The sequence below is a fragment of the Sphingobacterium suaedae genome, from assembly GCF_042684625.1.
In the GTDB taxonomy this organism is placed as follows: Bacteria; Bacteroidota; Bacteroidia; order Sphingobacteriales; family Sphingobacteriaceae; genus Sphingobacterium; species Sphingobacterium suaedae.
Map to the genome: position 1 here is coordinate 14343 of NZ_JBHULR010000015.1, position 24725 is coordinate 39067.

At 45.9% G+C, this 24725-nt stretch carries 17 protein-coding genes; 13 read left to right on the forward strand and 4 right to left on the reverse strand.

The genetic code is table 11. The features are described from left to right. The first annotated feature begins 61 nt into the window (after positions 1 to 61). The 4 genes from ACFSR5_RS15845 (at position 62) to ACFSR5_RS15860 (ending at position 6862) form a co-directional block, all read left to right on the forward strand. Entirely contained in the window at positions 62 to 3544 is a 3483-nt protein-coding gene (locus ACFSR5_RS15845) for a TonB-dependent receptor (RefSeq protein WP_380905437.1), read from the forward strand. Positions 3545 to 3554: 10 nt separating this feature from the next. Then, positions 3555 to 5246 carry a RagB/SusD family nutrient uptake outer membrane protein gene (locus ACFSR5_RS15850; protein WP_380905438.1) on the forward strand — a complete coding sequence of 564 codons (1692 nt, stop codon included), beginning with the start codon at positions 3555 to 3557 and terminating at the stop codon, positions 5244 to 5246. A gap of 17 nt (positions 5247 to 5263) precedes the next feature. Continuing rightward, positions 5264 to 6097, forward strand: coding sequence for a hypothetical protein (locus tag ACFSR5_RS15855; RefSeq protein WP_380905439.1), 834 nt, complete (start codon positions 5264 to 5266; stop codon positions 6095 to 6097). Between the two features lie 168 nt (positions 6098 to 6265). After that, positions 6266 to 6862 carry an RNA polymerase sigma factor gene (locus ACFSR5_RS15860; RefSeq protein ID WP_380905440.1) on the forward strand — a complete coding sequence of 199 codons (597 nt, stop codon included), beginning with the start codon at positions 6266 to 6268 and terminating at the stop codon, positions 6860 to 6862. Positions 6863 to 7150: 288 nt separating this feature from the next. Here ACFSR5_RS15860 and ACFSR5_RS15865 read toward each other — a convergent pair whose 3' ends face one another. Continuing rightward, positions 7151 to 8929 carry a RagB/SusD family nutrient uptake outer membrane protein gene (locus ACFSR5_RS15865; RefSeq protein WP_380905441.1) on the reverse strand — a complete coding sequence of 593 codons (1779 nt, stop codon included), beginning with the start codon at positions 8927 to 8929 and terminating at the stop codon, positions 7151 to 7153. A gap of 2 nt (positions 8930 to 8931) precedes the next feature. After that, positions 8932 to 11949 (reverse strand): SusC/RagA family TonB-linked outer membrane protein, encoded by a 3018-nt coding sequence (locus ACFSR5_RS15870; RefSeq protein WP_380905442.1) that lies wholly within the window; start codon positions 11947 to 11949, stop codon positions 8932 to 8934. Positions 11950 to 12229: 280 nt separating this feature from the next. Here ACFSR5_RS15870 and ACFSR5_RS15875 point away from each other — a divergent pair, with 280 nt between their 5' ends. From ACFSR5_RS15875 to ACFSR5_RS15895, 5 genes are all read left to right on the forward strand, one after another. Next, entirely contained in the window at positions 12230 to 13660 is a 1431-nt protein-coding gene (locus tag ACFSR5_RS15875) for an arylsulfatase (protein ID WP_380905443.1), read from the forward strand. A gap of 346 nt (positions 13661 to 14006) precedes the next feature. After that, on the forward strand, positions 14007 to 14354 hold the full coding sequence (locus ACFSR5_RS15880; RefSeq protein WP_380905444.1) for a YciI family protein: 348 nt from the start codon (positions 14007 to 14009) through the stop codon (positions 14352 to 14354). A 26-nt stretch (positions 14355 to 14380) separates the two neighbouring features. Next, positions 14381 to 15628, forward strand: a complete 1248-nt coding sequence (locus ACFSR5_RS15885) for an RNA polymerase sigma factor (RefSeq protein WP_380905445.1) — start codon at positions 14381 to 14383, stop codon at positions 15626 to 15628. Between the two features lie 10 nt (positions 15629 to 15638). Further along, entirely contained in the window at positions 15639 to 16034 is a 396-nt protein-coding gene (locus ACFSR5_RS15890; protein ID WP_380905446.1) for a DoxX family protein, read from the forward strand. Positions 16035 to 16046: 12 nt separating this feature from the next. Further along, positions 16047 to 16610: a DUF4256 domain-containing protein gene (locus ACFSR5_RS15895; RefSeq protein WP_380905447.1), complete on the forward strand. Its 564-nt coding sequence runs from the start codon at positions 16047 to 16049 to the stop codon at positions 16608 to 16610. A gap of 13 nt (positions 16611 to 16623) precedes the next feature. Here ACFSR5_RS15895 and ACFSR5_RS15900 read toward each other — a convergent pair whose 3' ends face one another. Together ACFSR5_RS15900 and ACFSR5_RS15905 are read right to left on the reverse strand one after the other, a co-directional pair. Then, the gene (locus ACFSR5_RS15900; protein WP_380905448.1) at positions 16624 to 19296 is read right to left on the reverse strand and encodes a carboxypeptidase-like regulatory domain-containing protein; all 2673 of its coding nucleotides are present in this window, start codon (positions 19294 to 19296) and stop codon (positions 16624 to 16626) included. After that, positions 19280 to 20176: a GLPGLI family protein gene (locus ACFSR5_RS15905; protein WP_380905449.1), complete on the reverse strand. Its 897-nt coding sequence runs from the start codon at positions 20174 to 20176 to the stop codon at positions 19280 to 19282. Before ACFSR5_RS15905 ends, ACFSR5_RS15900 begins: the two co-directional genes overlap by 17 nt. A gap of 126 nt (positions 20177 to 20302) precedes the next feature. Here ACFSR5_RS15905 and ACFSR5_RS15910 point away from each other — a divergent pair, with 126 nt between their 5' ends. The 4 genes from ACFSR5_RS15910 to ACFSR5_RS15925 all read left to right on the forward strand — a co-directional run bounded on the left by ACFSR5_RS15910 (position 20303) and on the right by ACFSR5_RS15925 (position 24640). Next, entirely contained in the window at positions 20303 to 20731 is a 429-nt protein-coding gene (locus ACFSR5_RS15910; RefSeq protein WP_380905450.1) for a hypothetical protein, read from the forward strand. Between the two features lie 125 nt (positions 20732 to 20856). Continuing rightward, positions 20857 to 22083: a glycosyltransferase family 4 protein gene (locus tag ACFSR5_RS15915; protein ID WP_380905451.1), complete on the forward strand. Its 1227-nt coding sequence runs from the start codon at positions 20857 to 20859 to the stop codon at positions 22081 to 22083. 174 nt (positions 22084 to 22257) lie between these two features. Beyond that, the gene (locus tag ACFSR5_RS15920) at positions 22258 to 23994 is read left to right on the forward strand and encodes a GMC family oxidoreductase (RefSeq protein WP_380905452.1); all 1737 of its coding nucleotides are present in this window, start codon (positions 22258 to 22260) and stop codon (positions 23992 to 23994) included. Positions 23995 to 24004: 10 nt separating this feature from the next. Beyond that, the gene (locus ACFSR5_RS15925) at positions 24005 to 24640 is read left to right on the forward strand and encodes a gluconate 2-dehydrogenase subunit 3 family protein (RefSeq protein ID WP_380905453.1); all 636 of its coding nucleotides are present in this window, start codon (positions 24005 to 24007) and stop codon (positions 24638 to 24640) included. Positions 24641 to 24725: the final 85 nt, after the last annotated feature.

Here is a 24725-nt window from a genome sequence, read left to right on the forward strand (position 1 = left end):
TGAAACACGCTATTACCGATAATAAACATGCATTCACTTTAAATCCTAATTGTACAAAAATATGATTTTTATACAACAGAATGACTATGGCCTTGACAGAAGCGGGGCACACACTAAGCGTTGGATACTACACATGAAACTAACCATCCTACTTACAGTCCTGAGTGTTTTTAAAATCTACGCCAGCGGATTTGCTCAGCAGATTTCCGTAAAAGCGGTCAATTTACCCTTGGTCAGCGTCATGCGGTCCGTGCAGAAGCAAAGTGGAATGCCTTTTCTTCTGAATGGAAAGGACATTGCCACCACGCGTATGACGGCAGATATTAAACAACTCCCATTAGAAAAAGCCCTGACCGTGCTTTTTAAAGACAAAGCGATATCTTGGGAAATTTCGGACGGAACCATTATCCTGCGGAGGATAACACATGGACCAGCGTCGGCAAATACACTGTTGGCCAAACAAGAACGTAACATTCATGGTACGGTCACAGATGAACAGGGGAGTCCGATTCAAGGGGCATCGGTATTGGTTCCCGGTACGACGAAAGGGACAACTACCGATGCGCAAGGGCACTTTAGTATTACCTTAAATCCTTCAGAGGATATTTTGCTGGTCAGTTACGTAGGTTATTTTAAGGCAGAAATTCGGGTCGGCAACCGCGAGGTACTGCCTGTAGTCTTAAAAGCTACTTCGGGAGATCTTGACGAAGTCGTGGTGATCGGATACGGTACACAGAAGAAAAAACTCACTACGGGGGCCTCCGTACAGGTAAAAGGGGAGGACTTGCAGAAATTGAGTACGTCCAGTGTAATGGGGGCATTGCAAAGCCAAGCCCCCGGCGTACAGATCACCCAGTCTTCAGGTATGCCCGGAGAGAATTTCAAGGTAACGATTCGGGGTTTGGGTACTATTGGAAATTCATCGCCCCTTTATGTGATCGACGGGATCCCAGGGGGGGATATCAATACCCTTAATCCTTCGGATATTGAATCCGTCGATATATTGAAAGATGCTGCATCTGCGGCAATATACGGGTCGCGGGCGGCAAACGGTGTTGTACTGGTGACGACAAAGCAAGGGAAAGCCGGCAAACTGTCGTTTAGCTATGATGCTTTTGTCGGATGGCAGAACCCATACAGATTGCCTTCGTTGTTAAACGCGAAGGAGTACATGACTATTCAGAATGAGATCCGGTTTAACGAAGGACAAGCTCCATACGACTGGGCGACGATCATACCAAAACAATATCAACAGATTATGGATGGCACGTGGAACGGGACCAACTGGCTCAAGGAGATACAGAACGATAATGCATTAACGCAAAATCATGCTATTAACCTAAATGGCGGGAATGAACAGTCCCGGTTTACCCTTGGATATTCCTTTTCTGAACAAGATGGAATCTTTGGCAAGCCTGTACAACCGAATTCAAAAAGACATAACTTTCGGCTTAATTCCGAGCACGTCTTACTAAAGAATGACGATTTCAATGTTATTACCATTGGCGAGAATTTGACGTATTCTTACACCAAGGAATCGGGTATTGGTATTGGAAATATTTACTGGAATGACATCCATAATATGCTGATTGGAAATCCGCTGATGCCGGTTCTTAACGAAGCTGGAGGATATTATGATCAGGCCAGTAAAATTGCGGATGGTTGGAGTTTAGACGGAGCGACGGCCAATCCAATCGCCGATATGGTTTATCGGCGCGGGCAGAATATCAGTAACAGCCACGCGCTTTTTGCTAATGCCTCGGTAGAAATTCAACCTATCGAAAATCTTAAATTCAAGAGCACGTTCGGCTACAAAATGAATGCGTCTTCGTATCGACAATATACGCCAATCTTTACTTTGTCAACTACGAACAGTAATCCGCAGGACGATGTGCAGCAGAATCATGGAAACGGCTATAGCACGACTTTCCAGAACACGTTGTCTTATCTCTGGCAAGTTGGCGGCGGGCATCATTTTGACGCAGTCGTTGGGCAGTCCATCGAGAAATGGGGCATGGGATCGGATTTAAGTGCTACGAACTCCAATTCTATTTTTCCCGGATCCTGGAAGAACGCGTGGATCACCAATACGAAGGGGGTAGCCGAAGGGCTTACAATTTTGTCAGGAGCACCTTGGCCGGAAGGATCCTTGGCATCCTTTTTTGGTCGGTTGAACTACAATTTCAATGAAACCTATATGGCCACGCTTATTTTCCGGGCGGATGGATCTTCCAATTTCGCGCCTGATAACCGGTGGGGTTATTTTCCATCCGTGGCAGCGGGCTGGGTGGTGAGCAATGAATCCTTTATGGAAAACACGCAAAATTGGCTTGACTTTTTCAAGTTACGGGCGAGCTGGGGGCAGAACGGCAACCAAGCGATTGACAGCTGGCAGTATTTAGCCACCGTAGCCTTCGACACGCAGAATGGGTATTACTTTGGAAACAACAAAGGATCGCTTCAAACGGGGGGGTATCCCGACATCTTGCCAAATTCGGACATCAAATGGGAGACCTCTGAGCAATTGGATATTGGTTTCGATGCCCGTTTTGCCAACAATCGTTTGGCTTGGACATTTGATTGGTATAAAAAGACAACAAAAGACTGGTTAGTCGTGGCACCCACCTTGGCTATACATGGTACCAATGCGCCATTTATCAACGGAGGAGACGTTGAAAACCAAGGCGTCGAGCTCGGGCTGACGTGGAACGATCAAATCAATGATTTTCGATATGGGGTGAGTTTAAATGGTGCATACAATAAAAATGAGATAAAAAAGATTGCGAATAGTGAAGGAATCATTCATGGTCAAGAAAATGTGTTGAGCCAGGGTACGACCGAAATGTACCGGGCGCAAGTTGGTTATCCAATCGGTTATTTCTACGGTTATCAGACGGGTGGTATTTTTCAGAACCAAGAACAGATCGAAGCTTACAAGAATCAGGGACTTGGCGTGTTATCTACAGCGCAGCCGGGGGATGTTATTTTCGTAGACCGTAATGGAGACGGCGCCATAACCAACGATGATAAGATCATGATTGGGAATCCACATCCGGATTTTACTGGCGGGCTGAATCTGACGGTAGGTTATAAAGGATTGGATCTTGGCGTGACTGCGTTTGGTGCCTTTGGACATCAGATCGCAAAATCGTACCGATCATTTGCCGATTCGCCTTTGCAGAATTTTACAACGGAGGTTTTCCAGCGTTGGCACGGTGAAGGAACGTCAAATCGCTATCCGCGCTTGACGATGGGGGCTCATACCAACAACCAGTACATCTCAGACATCTATATCGAAGATGCGGATTTCGTGAAGATCCAGAACATTACATTGGGTTACGATCTGAAATCATGTTTCCCAAAAATTCCTTTTGGACAGGCCCGTATCTACTTCACGGCGCAAAATCTGTACACCTTTACAGGGTACTCGGGTATGGATCCGGAAATCGGTTATGGGTACGACGAGTCTTGGGTCTCGGGTATCGACCTTGGATTTTATCCGAGTCCGCGAACTTATCTAGTAGGCTTGAATCTCAAATTTTAACGAAACAACCATGAAACGACATTTTTATATATTAAGTCTGCTTCTTGTACTCACGGGGTGCGAAAGCTTTTTGGACTCGGAGGATTATACGAAGAAAAATACAGGAAACTTTCCACGGACTGTAGAAGACGCGAACCAAATGGTTACGGGAATTTATTCGACATTAAGTGCTGCAATTTCTAACCCGCAACATACGCATTTCTATGCGGCTGAACTGGCTTCGGACGACCGGTTCGGAGGGGGGGGTGAAAATGACAAAGATATGCAGGGGCTAGATCACTTGATGAACACGAAGTCGAGCCGGTTTGAGCCATATTGGATCGCGCGTTACCAAGGCATCTATCGCGCCAATACCGCGCTGTTTAACTTTGATCAAATAGAAGGCTGGGAAAGTGAGGCACAGGAAAACCAGCTTAAAGGAGAAGTTTATTTTTTGCGGGCACTTTTTTATTTCGAGCTCTCGCAAATGTTTGGCGAAGTGCCCCTTGTTACCGGCGTGGAGGCTCAAAATTTGCCAAAAACTCCGGCTGAAGAGACCTATGCGCAGATCGCGTTTGACTTACAGGAGGCGATTCGCCTTATGCCAGCGACCTCTTATACGAACACCGTTTCTGGGCATGCAACCAAGTGGGCGGCCGAAGCGTTAATGGCCCGCGTGTTTTTGTTCTATACAGGGTACTACAGTAAGACATCTCTTCCTGTTGTTGGCGGCGGTTCGATTGAAAAGGCTCAAGTTATTGCCTGGTTGGACGATTGTATTGCAAATAGTGGACACGACCTGGTGAGTGATTTCCGTAACCTATGGCCATATACCAATACCTACACTGCTGCGGATTACGATTACGTCAAGGATAATAACTTAAAGTGGGAGGGAGATGGTAACAAGGAAACTGTATTCGCTGTCAAATTCGGTATTTCGGTAGACTGGGGTACGGATTTTCAACTGGGTTATTCCAATCAGTATGTGTTGCACTTTGGGTTGCGGTCCAACAATGGTGGTGCCTCTACCTTTCCTTTTGGTGCAGGCTGGGGGGCAGGACCGGTTAATACACAATTGTGGAATGCCTGGCGACAAGCAGAACCCACGGACATCCGGCGTACGGGTTCGATCCTGAACGGAGATACCGATGTGGAAGATTACATCTACGGTGCGGATAACCAAATGGAAGAAACGGGACTTTGGCAGAAGAAATACATACCCATCCGTGCGTATAGTGAGGGCGTATTATTAAATTCTTATGCGGTACTCGCTGATGAGGCCATTGACGATATGCAACGCAGTCACATGCAGGACTTGGTCCTAATACGATTTGCGGACGTGTTACTGATGCATGCGGAGCTAAAAGAGGATGCGACCAATTTAAATCGAGTTCGTGCACGGGTGAAATTGCCTGCTGTTGGGTATTCTTTGGCCGCTCTAAAAAGAGAACGTCGTTGGGAGTTGGCTTTTGAGGGATTGAGATATTTCGATCTGATGCGCTGGGGCGATGCGGCTGCGGCTCTGGCTGCGCAGGAAGGAGTCGATATCAAAAACAAAGGCATCGATACGAAAATGAAAGCTTTTGGAGGAGGGTATCGGGCGAGGTACGAAGCTACTGGAGGTTTTTGGGCGCTTCCCGAGGCGCAAATTCAGTTGTCTGAAGGAGTAATGGTTCAAAATAAAGGGTGGGGAACACCAGAAGCGGAATTCCCTGGATGGTAATTTTAATTTTTAATCACATGAATCGAATCGGTATATACATCATCGCACTGATAAGTAGTATGGTATTTGTCAGCTGTCAGCCTATAGAAGATAGGCTTGACATTGGCGGTGGCATTACGGCGGACGAGCTTGACATTACGGCAACACCGCTTGTTATTAACGGAAAGAAAACGAACAAGGTGGTTTTGGACAATAAAAGCCCGGTACTTTCTTCTTGGGATTATGGTATTGGTGTAACCCGAAAGAAAACAGATACGGTTTTGCTCGTTGTCACAGGTCAAAACGACATTGTTTTCACAGGAAAAAATCCGGATGGTACGGAGATTTCAAAAGTTGTGCCTGTTCAAGTCGACGAATTGTATTTTGAGGTACCTTTGGAGTGGGGGTACTTGACGGATGGTGGGGAAAAGAACTGGGTTTGGGATACAGATCAACCTGCGGTTTGGGGGAATGGAGGGTATATGGCCAGTACAGCGCCGGCTTGGTGGACATTGAAAGAACCGGAAATAGACGGTCAGGCTACTGGAGAAGGCGTAGGTGCAAAAATGGTTTTCTCCTTGCGTGGGGCCAAGCTATCCAAGGTGAAATCAAACGGGCAAACAGAAACAGGATCTTTTGTTTTTGATATGACTAAAAAGATCACTCTAGAAGACGGTACTGTGTGGGCCAAGGGGAAATTAACCACAAAAGGAGTTACTGTCCTTTGTGGAAAATCGCCCAATGAGGAGGGTAAACCGGTATATGAGTACGATATTCTGATATTAAATAATGAGCGGATGGTGCTTTCCTACCCAGAGCCCGGAGTTGGCGCCTGGGGAACCGCTTGGTTTTGGGTGTTCAAGGCGGAGTAACGCCACGTCCTGCGATATAAAAAGCGCCAAATACTTTTTGGCGCTTTCTTGATGATATAGCGTCCTTTTGGTTCATCATATTAAAAATAAACTGTCAGTACCATTTTTATTTTTATAGAATTACTCTTAAGTTTGTTATAGCCACAAACATAGACCTATTGACTCTACATGAAGACGTTCGACAGACAGGTTGCTGATTTGCAGATCGGTAAAGAGAAAGCCCTCAGTTTCTTCATGGATGCATATGCCCAACCGTTACATTTTTTTGCATTTAAAATTGTCAAAGACCGGGAAGCGATTTCGGAAATAGTTTCCGATGCTTTTGTAAAACTTTGGGAGCGTCGAGAAAACTTCCACGCGGTGGAAAGTATCAAATCTTTTCTCTACCTCGTGGTGAAGAATGGCTGTTTGGATCATCTTCGGCAGCATAGGCATATAAGCTATCAAGACGACGCTTTGCTGGACGATCTGCAGGATGAGAATCAGGATATCCTGACCAAAATAATTTATACAGAGGTGATTGCTTTAGTCGTCCAGGAAATCGAGAAGCTACCGACACAGCAAGCCAAAATTTTCCAATTGTCTTTTATGGAAGGGAAGAATACCCAAGAGATTTGTGAGGAACTCGGAACGACGGCGAACATGGTATATTTTGCGCGTTCTAAAGCGCTTGCAACGCTGCAGCAGGTGTTCAAGCACAAAAAACTAGTGTTCAATCAGCTAAGTATTTTATGGCTTATTAACTTGCACAATAACACCCTTTAATCACCTTAGTTAACCGCCCGGTGGTGATCTGTATCGCTCCGTTTTTTTTTCGTAAAAACGGTCGAGTCGCCAACTACATTCGCGGCTCTTGATGAGCGGCGCTAGAAAGTCATTTCTGAATATTTTTTAAATGAGCCTGTTGATCGAAAGAGAGAACTAAGGATTACCCCGCAGGAATAGTAGAAATATCAGTTGTCCTTAAGGTATTCAGTACACAGAAACAAACAACAGGGCAAGTTCATCGACTTGCCCTGTTAATGTACAGCTTTTAGCTATATGTAAGGTTTATCAATACCCTTCGTTCTGTTCAAACGCAGCAGAGGCATCAAGTGTGGTCTGCGGGATCGGATAGATTCGGCGCGTGTTCTCCGAAACGGGGCGCACGGACCCCCCGGCATTAAATTTGCCGAATCGAATCAAGGCCTTACGTCGGTACATTTCCCAGTACAATTCAAAGCCGGTCTCTCGAAGCAGCGTCATTTCTGTCAGTGCGGAGATAGGCTTTCCGGGCGCGTTGTTAAACAGCGATTCTCGTTTTCTAGAGGTACGCAAAATGTTAACATCTGCGAGTGCTTCGGCCGTATTGCCTCTCCTGAAATACGCCTCGGCCCGCATACAATAGATGCCACCCAGACGGTACAAAGGGATGTCGACGTGGGAGCTACCATTATCTCTTTCCGGGTCAAATTCGTATTTAAACACACGCGCTCCGCGATTGATTTGTGCCTGTGTGAAAACTGATTGGCGAGGATTGTCAAAGTTAAGCGCTGGTGTAAAATCCATCGGAAGGGATGTATTTTTCTCACAGTAGAGCATACTGATTTTGATACGTCCGTCAGAGGTTCGTTCAAAATCACCACTAGACAGCAATTTGGGTCCATATTGCTGTCCAGATTGTATCCCTCGATTAAAGTGGAACCAGGGAAGGTTGTTGCTGTTCGGCACAATGCTGTTTGCGGGTACGCTGACGTCTGTTCCATTGTTCATAAACCACGTACCGTCTGCATATCTATAATGACGATGAAAACGAGGGTCATCGTGATTATTTGCCCAAGTTTCGTAAAACTCGGGCGTGATGCATGTCGCGTTGGTACCGCGGTTCGCGGGCGACGGCTTTTGGTTCCGCTCCATCGGCATGTATGCAAAATCATTGTCGCTGCTTCGCTGTGTGTTGATGTCTTGTTTGACGACAAAGATGAGCTCAGAGCCATTGTCATTATCGATGTCAAAGTTCCGAAAGTAATTTTCTTCCAGCTGAAACCGGTTGTCGTTTATAAGTACAGACGTATGTTCAATAACTTTATCCATGTCAGTGCCTGTGCCTCCAACGGCTGGCTCGTTGAAGTTAAATGTCGAGGCGTACCGATCCTTAAAAACAGCGCGATTGAGGTACATATCTGCGAGCAGAGCATGCCCGGCCTCTTTGGTGAACCTCCCGTTGTGCGTTGAATTTTCGTTGACTGATGCCAACTTGGGCAACAAGGACTCAACCTCCTGAATAAGTGCGTCGATTGACGACTCCGCTTTGCGAATTTCTAGCGGCGCGTCGGGATCACTCGGTGTACGATACGGAGCCTGTCCAAAGAGATCGAGCGTATGAAAAGTGTAAAAGGCCAATAGTCCTTTAGCTTCTGCAAGAAATAGTTCCTTGTTTGCAAAGTCTTGTGCCTCAATAGCAGCGATCGCAGTGAGCGACTTGGTTATCCCGCTATTTAGGTTGTTCCAAGTACTTGTGACGACTGCGTTATCCGCCGCCCATGTAAATTCATGAATGGCGCGCCACTTGCCGCCATCTCCCCAATCACTCCCGCGCGTTGGAAGCAAAGCTTCGTCGGTGCTATACTCCTGTAAGCCGAAGACATTTCCGTGATCTACGAAGGTGGAGCTGGCCATTTGTCCATATGCAGCAGCTAATGCATTTTCAGGATTTGCATGTGCAGATCCTAGCACTTCGTCAATTACTTCTTCCTGTAGGTCAGTGCAACTAGCTGTGGCAACCGCGAGCAGCGCACCCAAAACAGTTTGTAGGATATATCTATTTTTTATTTTTGAGATGATCGTTATCATAATTAGAATTTTAAAGTAGCACCGAATAGAACTGATTTTGCGGCAGGGTAGGTCGTATAGTCGATCCCTAAAGATTGATTACCGCCGACGGCTTTCATCGTATTGACTAACGGATCGTAGCCGGAATAATCTGAAATGGTGAGCAGATTTTGCGCGCTCACGTAAACGCGACAGGACTTCATAAATTTGATCAGTTGTTTGGGAATGGTATATCCCAGTTGGACATTATTCAACCGGATAAAATCCGATTTTTCCAAATACAGGGAAGACAGTTGAACGGCATTGTTAGGGTTTGCTCCATCTTGCTGAAATTTGGCAAGTACGTTGCGGTCTGAAGCCAAGCTGTTTATGTTTAAGTCTAAAGCTGTGTTGTTCACAAGGTAGCCTCCGGTTTGCCCGATAAGTGAGAAAGCGAAATCAACCCCCTTATATCGAAGTTGGTTGTTTACGCCGAAGTTAAAGTTTGGAATAGCCCCTTCGAAAATTTGGCGGTCAGCCGTATTCACGGTGCCATCGCCATTGATGTCTTCAAAGAGGTCATTACCTTCTTGATCATATCCTATATGCTTTAACATAAAAAAGGATCCAGCTTCATATCCGTTTTTGTAAATATTGGCGGTCACGCCAGATAAGCCGGGGCCGGAAATACTTCCGGAATAGAGTTCCGAAACGGGCAGGTCTTTAATGACGTTGGACAATGTCGATCCGTTGACGTCAAGGTTCCACTGGAAGTCGTCTGTAGAAAAAAGCCGTGTTCCCAACATGAATTCGAACCCTTTATTAATCAATTGTGCTTCAACATTTTTCCAGACGGTCGTTGTTGGGCTCAGGGGAGCTGCCGGGATATTGAGGATGGGGTCTTTGGTTTTTTTGTTGTAGTATTCGATCGACCCGTACAATAGACCATTCCACAGGTCGAAGTCGGCTCCGACATTAAACTGTTCGACGACTTCCCATTTGAGGCCTGGATTTGCGGTCCGGTTCACGGTCACACCGTTCACTAAACCAAGGTCATCGTACAGGTAATATCCTGCGCTTGGATCCAGCGAATAGCTGGCTTGTGTAATTTTGTTCGGCACCTCTTGGTTTCCCGTTTGCCCCCAACTTCCGCGGATCTTTAATTCGCGAATAGCAGACAACGGTTCCATAAATGGCTCATTGGCCATATTCCATCCTATGGCAAAAGAAGGGAAATATCCATATTTTTGATCCGTGCCAAAACGCGTTGAACCGTCTGCACGGAGGGATGCTGTGAGTAGATAGCGGTTGTCATAGTTATAATTGGCTCGGCCAAAATAGGATTGAAGTTCGTTTTTCTGTGCGTAGCCGCTCGGACTTAGTGGCGTCCCGAGGTAGCCGGGGTTGTGCTCTGGGGCGACACCCTCCCCCTTTTCTGCTATGCCTTCCATACCGAACGCTGTTCCTGCGAAGGAAAATTGTTGGTAGGAGAACCCAGCAAGTGTCTCAAACGTATGCTTACCAGTGGCAAAGTTATAGGTCAAAAATTGATCGAGGAGTGTCGTCAGTGCATTCAGGTTGTTCTGCATATAAGCACCCTTGGGACGTCTATCGGTCATGTTGGGGTATATGGTGGTGCTGCGTTCAGATGTCGACTTATCCAATCCATAATTGATGCGGTAGTCCAAACCTTCGATGATACGGAAAGAGGCCTCGATATTCCCGAGTACACGGAACGTGTTGGTCTTGTCCTCGTAGATATCCAGTAGGTAGGCGGGATTATAATGAGCATTCATATTGAAATTAGTAAAATCTCCATTTTCGTCCCGGACTGTACGGGTCGGGTTAGCCATAAGAGCGTGGATGATGACCTGGCCATCGGAACCCGCTGAGCTTCCGTTGGGAATTCCCGTTTCGTTAATGTCGCTCGCGGTTAGGTTCATTTTTATCCGTAAACGTTTGTTATCGAAGAAGGATTCTTCGGCATTCAATCGACCGGTAGTACGCTTAAAGTCACTGTTCTGTACAATGCCTTCTTGTGTCATTCGGGAAAGTGAACCTAGGTAATTTCCAGAACCCGTGGATTTGGCAAACGATAGGTTGTGGTTCTGGTTAACCCCTTTTCGGAAAATAACATCCTGCCAATCGGTATTGCCTCCATGATCGTAAGCCTCATCCAGCAGCGCATTTCTGTACTCACTGGCAGTCAGTAGGTCGAGTTTTTTGATGACCGAAGAGCTGCCCACGGAGCCATCATAGGTAAGGGAAGGCTCCATATTTTTTCCAGATTTTGTCGTGATTAGTACGACCCCATTACTTCCACGTGCACCGTATATCGCCGTGGCAGACGCATCTTTTAGAACCGTAATAGCATCGATGTCGCTCGTGTTCAGAAAATTAAGTGGATTTTTTGCCTGTGTGCTTCCCAGCCCAAAGTCTGGAGATGCTGCGCTCACATTTTCATTACTCAACGGGATACCGTCCACAACAAACAACGGGGTGCTCCCGCTCCGGATGGACCCGACGCCGCGTATAAATACATCTAAGCCCGCGCCGGGTTCACCACTGGATTGCGCAATGCGAACTCCAGACACCTTTCCTTGCAACATGTTATCTACAGAAATAGGCATACCTTGGCGGATATCATCTGCTTTTAACTGGGTAAGTGCGCCAGTGACATCAGCCTTGGACTGTTTTCCATAGCCGACCACGACGACCTCGTCCAACGCACCTTGTATATCTTGAAGGGTAACGATAAAACTCGTCTGTTGAACGGTGATCTCCGTAGACTGGTAACTGACATGGGTAATTCTAAGTTGCTGTCCTTGTTTCGCTTGAATCGAAAAATGTCCGTCGCCATCCGTTGTGGTGCTCGTTTGTGTACCATTCAGTGATACTGTGGCGCCTGAGATGGGCCTTCCGTTTGCGGCGACCACCCGACCAGACACATTTTGCTGTGATTGCATGAATTTTGATGTCTGTTTGGATGCTGAGAGGGAAAGGGTGGGGGAAATAGATAACGCTAGACCATAGAAGGCTAGCCATACAAATTGTTTTCTCATCGTATAGGTTGAATTAATACTGTTTAGGTGATGTCTTACTTTTTTCGTTTTGTCGTGTCTATTTAACTTCCAATGTTAGGAATACAGAAATAAGCCACTGTTAAGAAGTTGTTATTTTTTTCTTAATGACATAGGCGGAAACGTTCTGTAAAATAATCTATTGAACAAATGGACTTTCTGAAGTTTCCTGTTATATTTGAATGGCGCTTACCGATTTCGAACGGAAGAACACAGAAGGGACGGTATGGCGAAAGCACCACTTATGAACGATTGAAACGATATGAAAAGACTTTTGTATGCCATAGGGCTACTTATCTGCGGATTTTTATGGATTGATGGGCTGTATGCACAACCCCAAAAAACGAGGAAACCCAACATCATTTTTATTTTGGCGGACGACTTGGGCTATGGTGATGTTCGCGCATTCAATGCGCATTCGCGGGTGGAGACGCCGCATATTGATCAACTCGGTGCGGAAGGCGCGACTTTCTCCAGATTCTATGCGGGTAATACGGTGTGTGCACCATCACGTTGTGCATTGATGACCGGAAAGCATATGGGAACAGCCTACGTGCGGGGAAACGCCAAAGGCAAGGATGGCAAAGGAGCGCTTCGTTCGCAGGATATTACAGTGGCGGAGATCTTACAGGACGCGGGATACAGAACCGGTATGTTTGGTAAATGGGGATTAGGGGATGCCGAATCACAAGGTGCTCCGCATTTAAAAGGCTTCGATAATTTTTTCGGCTATTTAGATCAAGCACATGCCCATCATTATTATACGGATAGCTTGTGTGAAATACGTGACGGTAAGACGCGGGTTGTGCCTGTCAGGAATACCGACTATACCCAGGATTTAATCGCCAACAAAGCGGTCGATTTCATTCGGGAGAACAAAGATCAGCCCTTTTTCTTATACCTGCCGTTTACACTTCCGCATGCCGAGTTGGTTGTCCCGGACAGTCTGTTACGGGACTTTCGACAAGCGGATGGTAGCAGTGTGTTTGAGCCGGAGACTCCTTACAAAAGGAAAGGAAATTACGGGGATCAGGCGCAGCCACATGCCGCATTTGCTGCCATGATTAAGAAATTGGATAGCGATGTGGGCAGGATCGTCGCGTTGGTGAAAGCGTTAGGCTTGGAAGATGATACCTATATTTTCTTTAGCAGCGATAACGGGCCCCATGCCGAGGGAGGTGCTGATCCTCTTTTTTTTCACAGTTCGGGTCCACTCCGCGGGATAAAACGAGACCTGTATGAAGGAGGTATCCGGGTTCCCTTTATTGCCAAAGTCCCAGGGATGACACAACCGGGCTCCCATGTGGAGGAACCGTGGGCATTTTGGGATTTGCTGCCCACATGGGCTGAACTCGCGGGTGTAGAGCACCCCTCAGCAATCGACGGTATTTCTTTTGTGCCGACCTTGGCGGGGCATAAACAATCGAAAAAACATACGTACCTATACTGGCAATTCAATGAACAAGGTGTGCTGAAGGAGGCGATTTCGGCAGGGACCTGGAAGCTGATTCGATTCAAAGAGAAAGGGAGACCAGAGCGCCTGGAATTGTATAATCTACAAACCGATATTGGAGAGCGCAAAGATGTCTCGAAAGAAAATCCTGCCCGTGTTAAGGAATTGTCTGCACAGATCAAAAAGGTAAAGCAGCCTTCCGAAAACCCAACCTTTGATTGGTCGGATATGGAAAACTAAGCGTTGCCAGGATGATGTTACCAAGTTTTTGCGAGATGAAACGAATAGGGAATCTCTAAAAATTCGGTTCAATATGGGGCGGATAGGAAGTTAAGTCACTTTATGCCAGCCGATGGTTTCAAGTCGTCGACCTGCGTAAGGCTGTTCATTATTCTATGTTCGAATTCGGGAGCCTCACCAAATAGCTACATGAAAAATCGCAGAAACACTATTTCTTACTGGTATAGGCTGAAATTTTACCGTATGAACCACCGGTTCCGCTTCAACGAAAAAAAAATGAGTTCGTTTGTCCAATTTCGTGATGCTCGAGCATTCTTGTAGTATATAACATTAAAAAACGAGAACTATGAAAGAATTTATGTTACTATTTCGTTTGCCGCAACATGCGGAGGAAACAATCGTAGACGCAGAAGAGATGAAAGCCTTGGGGAAAAAATGGGAAGATTGGGTTGGCGGTATTGCTGCACAGGGACACGTCGTGAGCGCAGGACCGAGACTTGAACCGAACGGCAAGGTGCTGAAAAAAGGAGGTGTAGTCACGGATGGACCCTTTGTGGAAGTACGGGAAATGTTGGGCGGATTTTTACGGATTCAGGCAGATAGCCTGGAAGAAGCAACGACGTTGGCACATGGATGTCCGGCGATCGACCAGGGCGGTACCGTAGAAATCAGGCCGGTTTTCACGTTTTCGTAGGTAATATTCTATCAATAGGGCTACAAATGAGCGAACAAAAAGATCTTTTGGACAATCTGTTTCGAGCGGAGTTCGCGAAGATGGTCGCTGTGATCAGTAAACGATATGGTTTGCAGTATATGGAAATGGCGGAAGATATTGTAAGCGATACCTTTCTGACGGCGGCTGCGCGGTGGGAGCGGATGGGGACTCCGGCACAACCCACCGCCTGGCTCTATCATGTGGCGCGCCAAAAGACACTCGCTTATTTTCGGCGCGACAAAATCTTGACCAACAAGGTGATACCGCATGTGGCTGCGAACCAAGCGCAGACTATTGATATGGATGATGCGCACTTTTCACAGCAGAATATCAAAGACAGCCTTTTGCAGATGCTTTTTGCGATCTGTCATCCGGCTATTGGCAGTGAGGCCCAGATTGGTTTAGCCTTGCGTATTTTATGTGGCTTTAGCATTGAGGAAATTGCCGAGGCATTTCTGACAAACAAAGAAACTATTAACAAGCGGCTGTTCCGCGCGAAAGAAAGATTGCGCATGGAACGTATTGAGATGGAAATCCCCTCATCGGACGCTATCCGGGCACGACTGGACAATACGCTACATATTATTTATCTACTCTTTACAGAAGGGTATTACTCGCGCACACAGAACCAAATTTTGCGCTTGGACCTGTGTCGGGAAGCGTTGCGACTGGGCATTATGCTGACAGAAAATACGCTTACCAACCTACCGAAAACCAATGCGTTGGTGGCCTTGATGTGTTTTCACGCATCCCGTTTCCATGCGAGGCAAACGAGCGCGGAATCTTTCGTGGTATATGCAGATCAAGATGAGCGGGACTGGAACCAAGATCTTATTCAGCAAGGAATGTATTTCCTAGGATGTTCAGCCGCGGGAGATGAAATGAGTTCGTATCATTTGGAAGCTCGTATTGCCTATTGCCATTGCAGCAAAGCGGATAATAAAGAGAAGTGGGAAGAAGTACTTCGATTATATAACCAATTGTTACTGGTGAACTACTCGCCAGCAGTGGCCCTCAATCGAACCTATGCGTTATATAAATCAGACGGCAGGGAGGTCGCCCTGCATGAAGCGGAAAAGCTGCAACTGAGTGGTAATCACTTTTACTATGTTTTGCTTGGGGAACTCTACGCGGGTTTCAATAATGAAAAAGCCAGAGCCAACTTGTTGAAGGGACAGGCGCTGGCAAAGACCACGACCGAGAAACAAGTTATTCAGCAACGACTGGATAGTATAGTACATTCAAAAAATTAACGATTACAACATGAAAAAGAGAAATAAAATCATCTATTGGATTGCAACAGTATGGTTGGCCTTGGGTATGACCTCGACAGGTGTGGTGCAATTGCTGAAAATGCCAGAGGAGGTCGAGAGTCTTGCGAAATTAGGCTATCCTGTTTATTTACTGACTATCCTTGGCGGTTGGAAAATTTTAGGCACCATAGCGGTACTCATGCCTAGGTGCCCATTGGTCAAAGAGTGGGCTTATGCGGGATTTTTCTTTGCGATGACCGGGGCGATCCTATCGCATTTGGCCATGAGGGAGGCGTTTAGTAGTATATTGCCGTCTTTATTATTACTTGTTCTGACTGCTCTTTCTTGGTATTTTAGGCCAGCGAGCCGGACGTTGCGGCAAAAGGATCGTGTAGTCTTTACATAAAACATAACGTATATGGGAAATACAAAAAAATGGAGTGAATCGGAGCAACGATTGCTGTTGACGATCCTGCAACAGCGGTTTGAGAAAAATGAAACCCGTCATGTTGGGCTGAAGTGGTCTGCAGTGGAGGAACGATTGCTTGCCGACCCGGGAAAACTTTGGAGTTTGGAGCAAATGGAACAAACAGGTGGAGAGCCAGATGTCGTCAGTTATGATAAGGAACGAGATCAGTATGTTTTTTTCGACTGTGCTGCCGAGAGTCCGAAAGGGCGTCGTAGTGTTTGTTATGACCGGGCGGCATTGGACGCTAGAAAAGCGCACAAACCGACGACATCTGCGATGGATATGGCAAAAGAAATGGGTATCGAAATCCTTACCGAAGAGCAGTATCGAAACTTGCAGCAGCTGGGGGAATTTGATTTGAAAACCTCCACGTGGGTGAAGACGCCAGATGCGGTACGAAAACTGGGAGGGGCCATCTTTTGTGACCGTCGGTACGGACAGGTTTTTACATATCATAATGGCGCGGACTCCTACTACGGAGCCCGGGGATTTCGTGGTGCCTTGTATGTGTAGCTGAGCTACGTATTTATAATGCGAATATCATACGTAACATAATGGTGCGACCTCGTATGTCGTAACTATTCTGCGTTTGCTCGTTTGCAGTAATGGAATAGGTTTCAAATGTCTTTATGTCGGCGAGGTTGTTCAGGCTGAGTTCCAGGTCGGTTTTCCATTTCTTTATGCGACATCGTGTAAAAGCGTCTATGAAGAAGGTGTGGAATGGCTGTAAGGTAGATTGGGATGTATAAGAATGTTTGCCGTTTATGCGCAATAATAATCCTGGAAAAGGTGTATACGGTATGCCCGCTATTTGAGTTGCAGAAAATACCCGGTTACTCAGGTTTGGATAATGTTTCTGTTTTGAACTAGACCAGCTAAAATGACCTTGATATGTGAGGTGTAGTTGTTCTGCGATCTTAAGTTCAAGACGTGGCTGCATAAAAAATGTACTGCTCTGAAATGGAAGAAGTTGGTCATTAAAAAGTTGATCGAAGACGGAAGAGCTCCATCCACCCTTCCATTTAACGGTGCTCGATAAAAAGAAGACGTATTTGTCGATTCCTGCATGCAGGCTGATGGAACGGGTCTTGTTGGGCAAAGGAAGAAGAATTGTTTGGGAAATATCGTTGGAAAAGCGCTGGGATAGCATGGCTTCTCTATGCGTTTGCCTGAATTGAAGTCCAAAATTTGCGAATAGAAGCTTTGTTGTTCTGCCCATCCGGTATTGCAAGGTTGCAGAATGCGTCGAACTCTTATTTATTGTTGTGGAATTTTGGGCGAGGGAACGGTAATTGCGGATGACGATACCTCTATAAAGGTCCTGTATGTCTTCAAAATTAGCGGTGCGGGTATAGCTTAGATTCAGTTCATCCTCTTGCCATACGCGGTACTTGAGGTCCAACGAGGGAAGGAAAATCCAATGACGTTGGTTTGAGTGGAGGCCATAGGAGGCGTCAGTACCCGCAGTGTATCGTGATGTTAAAGGAAGGCTCCATTGCATGGCCCATCGCCTGGACTTCCAGCTATAAGTCGCATTAAGCGTATATTGCACACGACGCCATAGAAGATCGTTTGTGATGGAGTCTACTGGGTGAGGGAGCCTGTCGGCCGTTGTCTCTATCTGTGAAACAAATTGCTTATTCTCATAGGCCAGCGCTCCGCTGTAATATTGCTTAATTTTTCCATTTGGAATGTGGTATCCTGCAGATAATAAAGAAAAAAAAGTGGGGACTTTGATGTATTGCGCTGTGGATGCATAGTTCGCGCTATCGTTTAGCAAGGTCGGAAAGATACCAGGTGTGATGGTCATCGTTTGTGGTGTTTTTCCAAACTGTACTTGCCATTTCGTTTGTATAATGTGGCCGTTCTTAAGCGCCGGAACATAGTCAAAGTCATGAGAAAACCCATGGATGCGGTGTTTTTTTCCTACATCAAGGGATTGATCTCCTGTTCGTATTGTGGCTATGCCATCGTCGTTTTCGTATTCGAACGCAAGAACACTGTTGACGTATTCTTTTTCGGCATTCTTAGTTAGGGTTAAGCGCAATGCTGTTAAAAGCTTTGAAGATTCGCTCTGTTGTTGTTCTGAGTATGTGAACCTATCAGTGGGTGTGGTAAAAGTGGTCGAACCGTTAAATTTGGCGGTTTGTCGGTCGTATAATACCTGCGCGTTAGATTTCATCTGCCAGTGACGTTTTAAATGAACGAAATGGTTCGTGTTTAACGCTACTGTATTGTTCATGAGATACTGTTGTTTATCCAATGGAGGTGGGGCGACTGTTCCCAAAGACAAAAGATTATTGATCGGCATTGCTGCTATTCGTGCAAGCACGTTATTTTCGTTGTATCCGATGAAGTCGTTGCTCAGATCTGTACCGCGATTGTTCCCATTGAGTACATTTAACGTTTTGTATTTTTTGTTAAATAAAATAGTGTTCAGTTCGCTGTCGTAGATTTTTGGCGATCCAATCCCTAATTTTACTTCTCCGGTTAAGGTCAGCCTAGCGTCTGGTTTGACTACCAGATTGATGGCTACCTGATCCGTGAAGCGCTTATCTTTTAGCACCTTGATATGCTCATGATTGTTCAGCACCTGGATATCTTGTACTAATTTATGCGGAATTGTTCTTGAACCGATCGCATATCGGTCATCGAGTAGATCGTCACCATCAATATAAAAGTTGGTGATACTTTTTCCTTGGTATTTAATTTGTCCATTGTCAGACACTTCCATGCCAGGCAATCGTTTGATGACGTCGCCGATGCTCCGATCCTCTTGTGTTGCGAAACTTCCAACATCATATGTTAGCGTGTCGCCAAGACGGTAAGCTTTGGGTTTGCTTTTAACGGTTACACCCTCTAACAAAATTGTTTGCGGGGTCAATTCGATTCGCAAATGCTCCAGTTGATTGGAAAAGGCCTGCTGGTATCGTTCATAACCTAAATGATTAATTTCCAGCAAGCAATTGGCATATGATGCGTTTAATTCGACGGAGAACGCTCCATTTTTATCTGTAACCCTAAATGAGCGGATTTTTCCATCAGCGGATTTAATGTTGATGCTCGCCGACGGAATCGGTTTTGCGGTTTTCTTATCCAGGACGAATCCGGTAATGCGATCTTGCGCACGCAGGTGGAGAACTAGGACTAAAAAAATGCCTACAATAAAGATCGATTTTAAACTATGGCGTACGTTCAATTGGATTATTCGTTGTTTTTGAAGGTTTATAGCTTTCGTCGGTTTTAACGTTCATCGATTTTATTCGGCTGGGATCCATTTTGTTCGTATTATCCACTTCCTTACTTGCATGAATATCGACTCTGTTCGGCTGGGCCGAACCGGGAGTAGAGCGAGCTGTACGACTTTTTGCTTCCAGATAGGCCTGAGGGTTCGCTCGGAACGCGTCCAGCAGTTTTTTCACCTCCGTCGGTGTCGACGAATAGGCCTTGTCGGGTACTCCAATAAGAAATGTACTATTTTCTAATTTATCGAAACCTGCATATTCGAAAATGACTTCTTCCTTTGTGTCACGAGCATCCAGGATTAATCCAGGTAATCCGCGTAGTTTCCACGGTCCGGCCGCAAACGGAAGTTCGGTTGTAAACCATACAACATAATCTCGTCCTTTAAAGTGTGTCGTGGCTTTTTGACAAGTATAACCACCGATGACCTTCTGTGAGCTAGTAAGAACCCATTTTTGTTCGGGATAATCGCTATCTGTTGAAAATAGATCTCCGGCGATATGGACAATCTCTTTTGCTTTGGAATGTTGATTGTCAAAAAAATAATACCGTGTAATGGGCGTACTATTTTTCGTGAGGACCAGATTTCCATCGAAGTTTGGATCGCTCATCTGTTGTTCCATTTCCTCATTCGCCCTAATACCAGAATAGCTCGCATAGTAGCTGCTGTGCTTGCCAAGGTAGGTGGCCACTTCGTCGCGTAGATATTGCCCCATTTGCATTGTATCGTTGATGTGCTTGAATTGATAGTGCACTATAGCGATTGCTTGTTCTTGCGCTGAAGAAATTAGTACGAAAAGAAGGTGGAGTGTGGTAAAAAATACTGTTTTTTTCATGATAGATCAATTTATGAACAAATCAAAGATATACGAAAATATCGTAGATGACAAATCGAGTTTAATTTTTTTTCGTTTGGCACAATACTTGGTTGAGCCTTATCATAAATTTTAAAACTTAAAGAGATGAGAGGATTGATATTGACTTTTAAGAATTGGATGTTCTTACTTGTTGGGGTGCTTACGTTGGGGTTGGCATCGTGTAGTGAAGAAACGGTGGATAATATTGAGCGGGATACGGCGCAGAATATTATACGTGCAAATAAATGGTTCGACGTGGTGAAAACAACAAGCATAGCGGGGCAAGCCGATGTGACCGAAGTGCTGGTGGGTGAAGGCGAAAACATGGAATTTAAATCGAATGGTTTTGCTTATGTATATCTATCAGGCGGAGGTACGGAGTCTTATCCATACGATATGCCAACGAGCAAGAAGATGAATTTTGACGGAAAAGAATATGATATACAAGAAAATATCATACAGACTGTCACCAAATTTACGTTAAAAAACTCGTCGAATGGTATAACGACAACTATAACATTCAAAAGAAGATAATTTATAAACAGGTTAAATAATGAGTAGGTGCGCATGTAGCGCACCTTTTTTATTCCGAAATTTTCCGCACCGGACGAATGCGGAAAGAATCATAAACGTTCCCTAGATATTCGTATTTTAGTCCTATGCGAAGCATACTTTTTATCGGCTTGGTTTGGCCGGAGCCTACCTCATCAGCTGCTGGGACACGGATATTGCAGTTACTGAATCTCTTTCGGGAGGCCGGCGATCGGGTGACATTCGCCTGTGCTGCAGCAAGATCCCCGCATAGTTATCCGCTGATGTTGCTACACGTGCAGGAGGTGGACATCCAGCTTAATGACAGCAGTTTTGATGCATTTGTACAGGAACTTAATCCGGATATCGTGGTGTTCGACCGGTTTATGGTGGAAGAACAATATGGATGGAGGGTCCGTTGTTCTTGCCCTTCGGCGCTGACTATGCTGGATACGGAAGATTTGCATTTTTTGCGCGCGGCTCGACAGGAGGCGGTGAAAAAAAACAGACCAATCGTGTATCACAGTGATCTAGCAAAGCGAGAGATAGCGGCCATTTTGCGTTGTGATCTTTCCCTGATCATTGCCCAGCAGGAACTGCGCCTATTGTCTGAGCTTTTCCATATTCCGACAGGTCTATTGTATTATCTCCCCTTTCTGGAAGAGCCGATTACAGATGCGACCGCGCGAGCTTGGAACATATTTGAAAATCGAAAGCATCTGCTGTTCATTGGTAACTTTATGCACGAGCCGAATTGGCATACCGTTCAATATCTGAAGATGCGTATCTGGCCTTTGTTAAAGGAACGTCTGCCCGACGCAGAATTGCACATTTATGGATCTTACGCAACGGAAAAGGTCTATCAGTTGCAACAAGCAAAAGATCGCTTTTATATCAAAGGAAGGGCGGGGGATGCAAAGCAGACGATGGCACACTATCGACTGCTCCTCGCACCGATTCAGTTTGGTGCGGGAGCAAAGGGCAAGTTTGTCGATGCCATGCAGAGCGGAACGCCCAGCGTTACGACGACAACTGGTGCCGAATCCATGATGGAGGACGGCACATGGGGCGGCGTCGTGGAAGATCGTATCGATGCTTTTGTGGAGCGCGCCGCACATCTCTACCGTACGAAAGACGTTTGGGAAGGTGCGCAGCAGGAGGGGAGGCGTTTGTTAAATCTACGATACAGCAAGGATCTTTATCAGGAAGCCTTCCTGCAGCATTTGAACAACCTGCAGCGGTCACTCGTGACGCACCGGCAGGATCATTTTATTGGGCAGATTTTACAAACACAGCAATTGAACAGTAGCATGTATATGTCTCGGTGGATTGAGGAAAAAAATAAATATCGGTAGTGAACTTTAGTTGTACGAAGTATACGCGTCCTAGCGATATATGGGAGGTATCGAAAAAGATACGCACAGAAATTCTTATGTCGTGAAAAGTTTTTCTATATTTAACCGAGCTAAATGGTATTAGTTAGAGTAATACATCATTTAAACCGTTTCATATAATCATTGAGAGAGATTATGGCCGATTATCAAATAAAAGAAAATCCGGAAGTTTTTGATGCCATTGTCGTGGGCTCGGGTGCGGGCGGCGGTATGGCGGGATATATCTTGGCCCATGCTGGGCTCAAGGTGTTAATGTTGGAGGCTGGACCATTTTTTGACCCTGCAAAAGATGCCTTGCAATTGCGCTGGCCTTGGGAATCGCCGCGCCGTGGCGCTTCAACCACACGACCCTTTGGCGACTTTGATGCTGCCTTTGGAGGATGGCAGTTGGATGGTGAACCCTATACGACAGTGGCAGGAACGGAATTTGAATGGTTCCGTGCGCGTATGTTGGGTGGGCGCACAAACCATTGGGGGCGGATTTCGCTGCGTATGGGACCGGACGATTTTAAACCAACCGATGGAGTGACGGACGAATGGCCAATCACTTATGAAGAGGTGAAACCTTTTTATGATCGCGTGGATCGTATGATTGGCATCTACGGGACGGTCGAGGGCATCCGCAATGAACCGGATGGTATTTTCATGAAGCCGCCAAAACCCCGACTCAATGAACTGTATATAGCGAAAGGGGCAAAAAAAGCTGGCGTTCCAGTTATCCCGGGACGCGGGTCTGTGCTCACAGAAGCTTCTCCGGAAATAAAAGGCCGTGGCACATGTTTCTATTGTGGACAATGCGGGCGTTCGTGTAAGGTTTACGGCGACTTTTCTTCTTCTTCTTGTCTTGTTATGCCTGCGATGAAGACTGGGAATTTGAAAGTGATTGATAACGCAATGGTACGTGAGGTTTTGACCAATGACGAGGGTATAGCTATCGGCGTTTCTTATGTGGATACAAAAGACTTGCAAGAATACTCTGTTAAGGGAAAAACCGTGATACTAGGAGCTAGCGCTTGTGAAAGCGCGCGTTTGATGTTGAACTCGAAATCGGCTGCGCATCCTGGAGGTGTTGGAAATAGTAGTGGATTAGTGGGACGATACTTGCACGACTCGACCGGAGCTAGCTTGTCCGGGTTTTTACCACAATTGCTTGATCGGAAACGGTACAACGAAGACGGCGTTGGTAGCGTGCATATTTATTCTCCTTGGTGGGATGATAATAAAAAATTGACGTTCCCGCGAGGGTACCATATCGAATACGGAGGCGGACTTCATATGCCATCGTATGGATTCTTAAACTGGGTACCTAACGTGAATGGAAATGTTCCGGGTAAGAATGGGGAAAAACAAAACGCTGGGGGATACGGAACAAGCTTAAAACAGGATTATCGCCGGTTTTATGGTGCTAATGTCGGTATGGCGGGGCGCGGCACTGCGTTAGCCCGGAAGGAAAATTACTGTGAAATTGATCCGACTAGAGTTGATAAATTTGGTATTCCGGTTTTGCGATTTAATTATACCTGGGCCAATGAGGAGATCGCCCAAGCAAAACATATGCAGGAGACATTTCAATCCATCATGCACGAAATGGGTGCGGTCATTACGTCTACCATTCCGGGTGCGGATACGTTATATGGCTTAGAGGCTCCGGGAAAGATTATCCACGAAGGAGGAACAACCCGTATGGGGAATGATCCTAAAACATCTGTGCTGAACAAATGGGGACAGGCTCACGACTGTAAGAATTTGTATGTGGTCGATGCGGGGCCTTTTGTACAACAGGGGGATAAAAACTTGACCTGGACTATTCTAGCGCTGTCTATGCGCACCGCAGAATATATTTTAGAGCAGAAAAAGAAATTGAACGGTTAATTGCAAGGTAATGAACAGAAGAGACTCTCTTAAAGCACTCGGACTGATAGCCGCGGGTACAGGCGTATTGGCCGGAGCATGTAAGCAAGATAAAGCAAAAGAACAGGCCGCGGTGACCGATGCGGATAAACTTCCCGGTGTTCAGGAATTTGAACACGCACGGAACAAACAATTGCGAGCGGAGCAATTCTTTACGGAACACGAGATGGCTACTATCACGGTCTTAGCCGATATCATCATTCCTAAAGACGATGTTTCTGGTAGTGCGTCAGATGCGGGTGTCCCCGATTTCATTGAATTCATGGTAAAAGATCTACCTAGCAATAAGATCCCCATGCGAGGGGGACTTAAATGGATGGATGTGCAGTGTCAGAAGCGGTATGGAAGCGTGTTTATCAAATGTAAATCGGAACAGCAGATGGAATTAATCGACGAAATCGCATATCCCGATCAAGCCAAGCCGGAAATGCAGCAGGGTGTGGCGTTTTTCTCGTTGATGCGTAACCTCACTTCTTCTGGGTTCTTTACAAGTGAAATGGGCGTTAAAGATATCGGCTACGTGGGAAATAGACCGGGGGTCTGGAATGGCGTCCCTGCAGATGTACTGAAAGAGCACGGATTTGACCCGGAGAAGTTTTTTGGGTGATCCTTCTTTATATTTTGTTAACAGACTTAGGGAGATCGTACGAATCGGTCTCCCTATTTTTATTTTAAGGCTGTCGCGGTATTGT

Excerpts from the sequence above, each read along its gene's own strand:
- ACFSR5_RS15915 (WP_380905451.1), top strand. The coding sequence starts at position 20,857 with ATGCGAAGCATACTTTTTATCGGCTTGGTTTGGCCGGAGCCTACCTCA.
- ACFSR5_RS15890 (WP_380905446.1), top strand. The coding sequence starts at position 15,639 with ATGAAAAAGAGAAATAAAATCATCTATTGGATTGCAACAGTATGGTTG.
- ACFSR5_RS15905 (WP_380905449.1), bottom strand. The coding sequence starts at position 20,176 with ATGAAAAAAACAGTATTTTTTACCACACTCCACCTTCTTTTCGTACTA.
- ACFSR5_RS15850 (WP_380905438.1), top strand. The coding sequence starts at position 3,555 with ATGAAACGACATTTTTATATATTAAGTCTGCTTCTTGTACTCACGGGG.
- ACFSR5_RS15880 (WP_380905444.1), top strand. The coding sequence starts at position 14,007 with ATGAAAGAATTTATGTTACTATTTCGTTTGCCGCAACATGCGGAGGAA.
- ACFSR5_RS15885 (WP_380905445.1), top strand. The coding sequence starts at position 14,381 with ATGAGCGAACAAAAAGATCTTTTGGACAATCTGTTTCGAGCGGAGTTC.
- ACFSR5_RS15910 (WP_380905450.1), top strand. The coding sequence starts at position 20,303 with ATGAGAGGATTGATATTGACTTTTAAGAATTGGATGTTCTTACTTGTT.
- ACFSR5_RS15845 (WP_380905437.1), top strand. The coding sequence starts at position 62 with ATGATTTTTATACAACAGAATGACTATGGCCTTGACAGAAGCGGGGCA.
- ACFSR5_RS15920 (WP_380905452.1), top strand. The coding sequence starts at position 22,258 with ATGGCCGATTATCAAATAAAAGAAAATCCGGAAGTTTTTGATGCCATT.
- ACFSR5_RS15895 (WP_380905447.1), top strand. The coding sequence starts at position 16,047 with ATGGGAAATACAAAAAAATGGAGTGAATCGGAGCAACGATTGCTGTTG.
- ACFSR5_RS15925 (WP_380905453.1), top strand. The coding sequence starts at position 24,005 with ATGAACAGAAGAGACTCTCTTAAAGCACTCGGACTGATAGCCGCGGGT.
- ACFSR5_RS15860 (WP_380905440.1), top strand. The coding sequence starts at position 6,266 with ATGAAGACGTTCGACAGACAGGTTGCTGATTTGCAGATCGGTAAAGAG.
- ACFSR5_RS15855 (WP_380905439.1), top strand. The coding sequence starts at position 5,264 with ATGAATCGAATCGGTATATACATCATCGCACTGATAAGTAGTATGGTA.
- ACFSR5_RS15870 (WP_380905442.1), bottom strand. The coding sequence starts at position 11,949 with ATGAGAAAACAATTTGTATGGCTAGCCTTCTATGGTCTAGCGTTATCT.
- ACFSR5_RS15875 (WP_380905443.1), top strand. The coding sequence starts at position 12,230 with ATGAAAAGACTTTTGTATGCCATAGGGCTACTTATCTGCGGATTTTTA.
- ACFSR5_RS15865 (WP_380905441.1), bottom strand. The coding sequence starts at position 8,929 with ATGATAACGATCATCTCAAAAATAAAAAATAGATATATCCTACAAACT.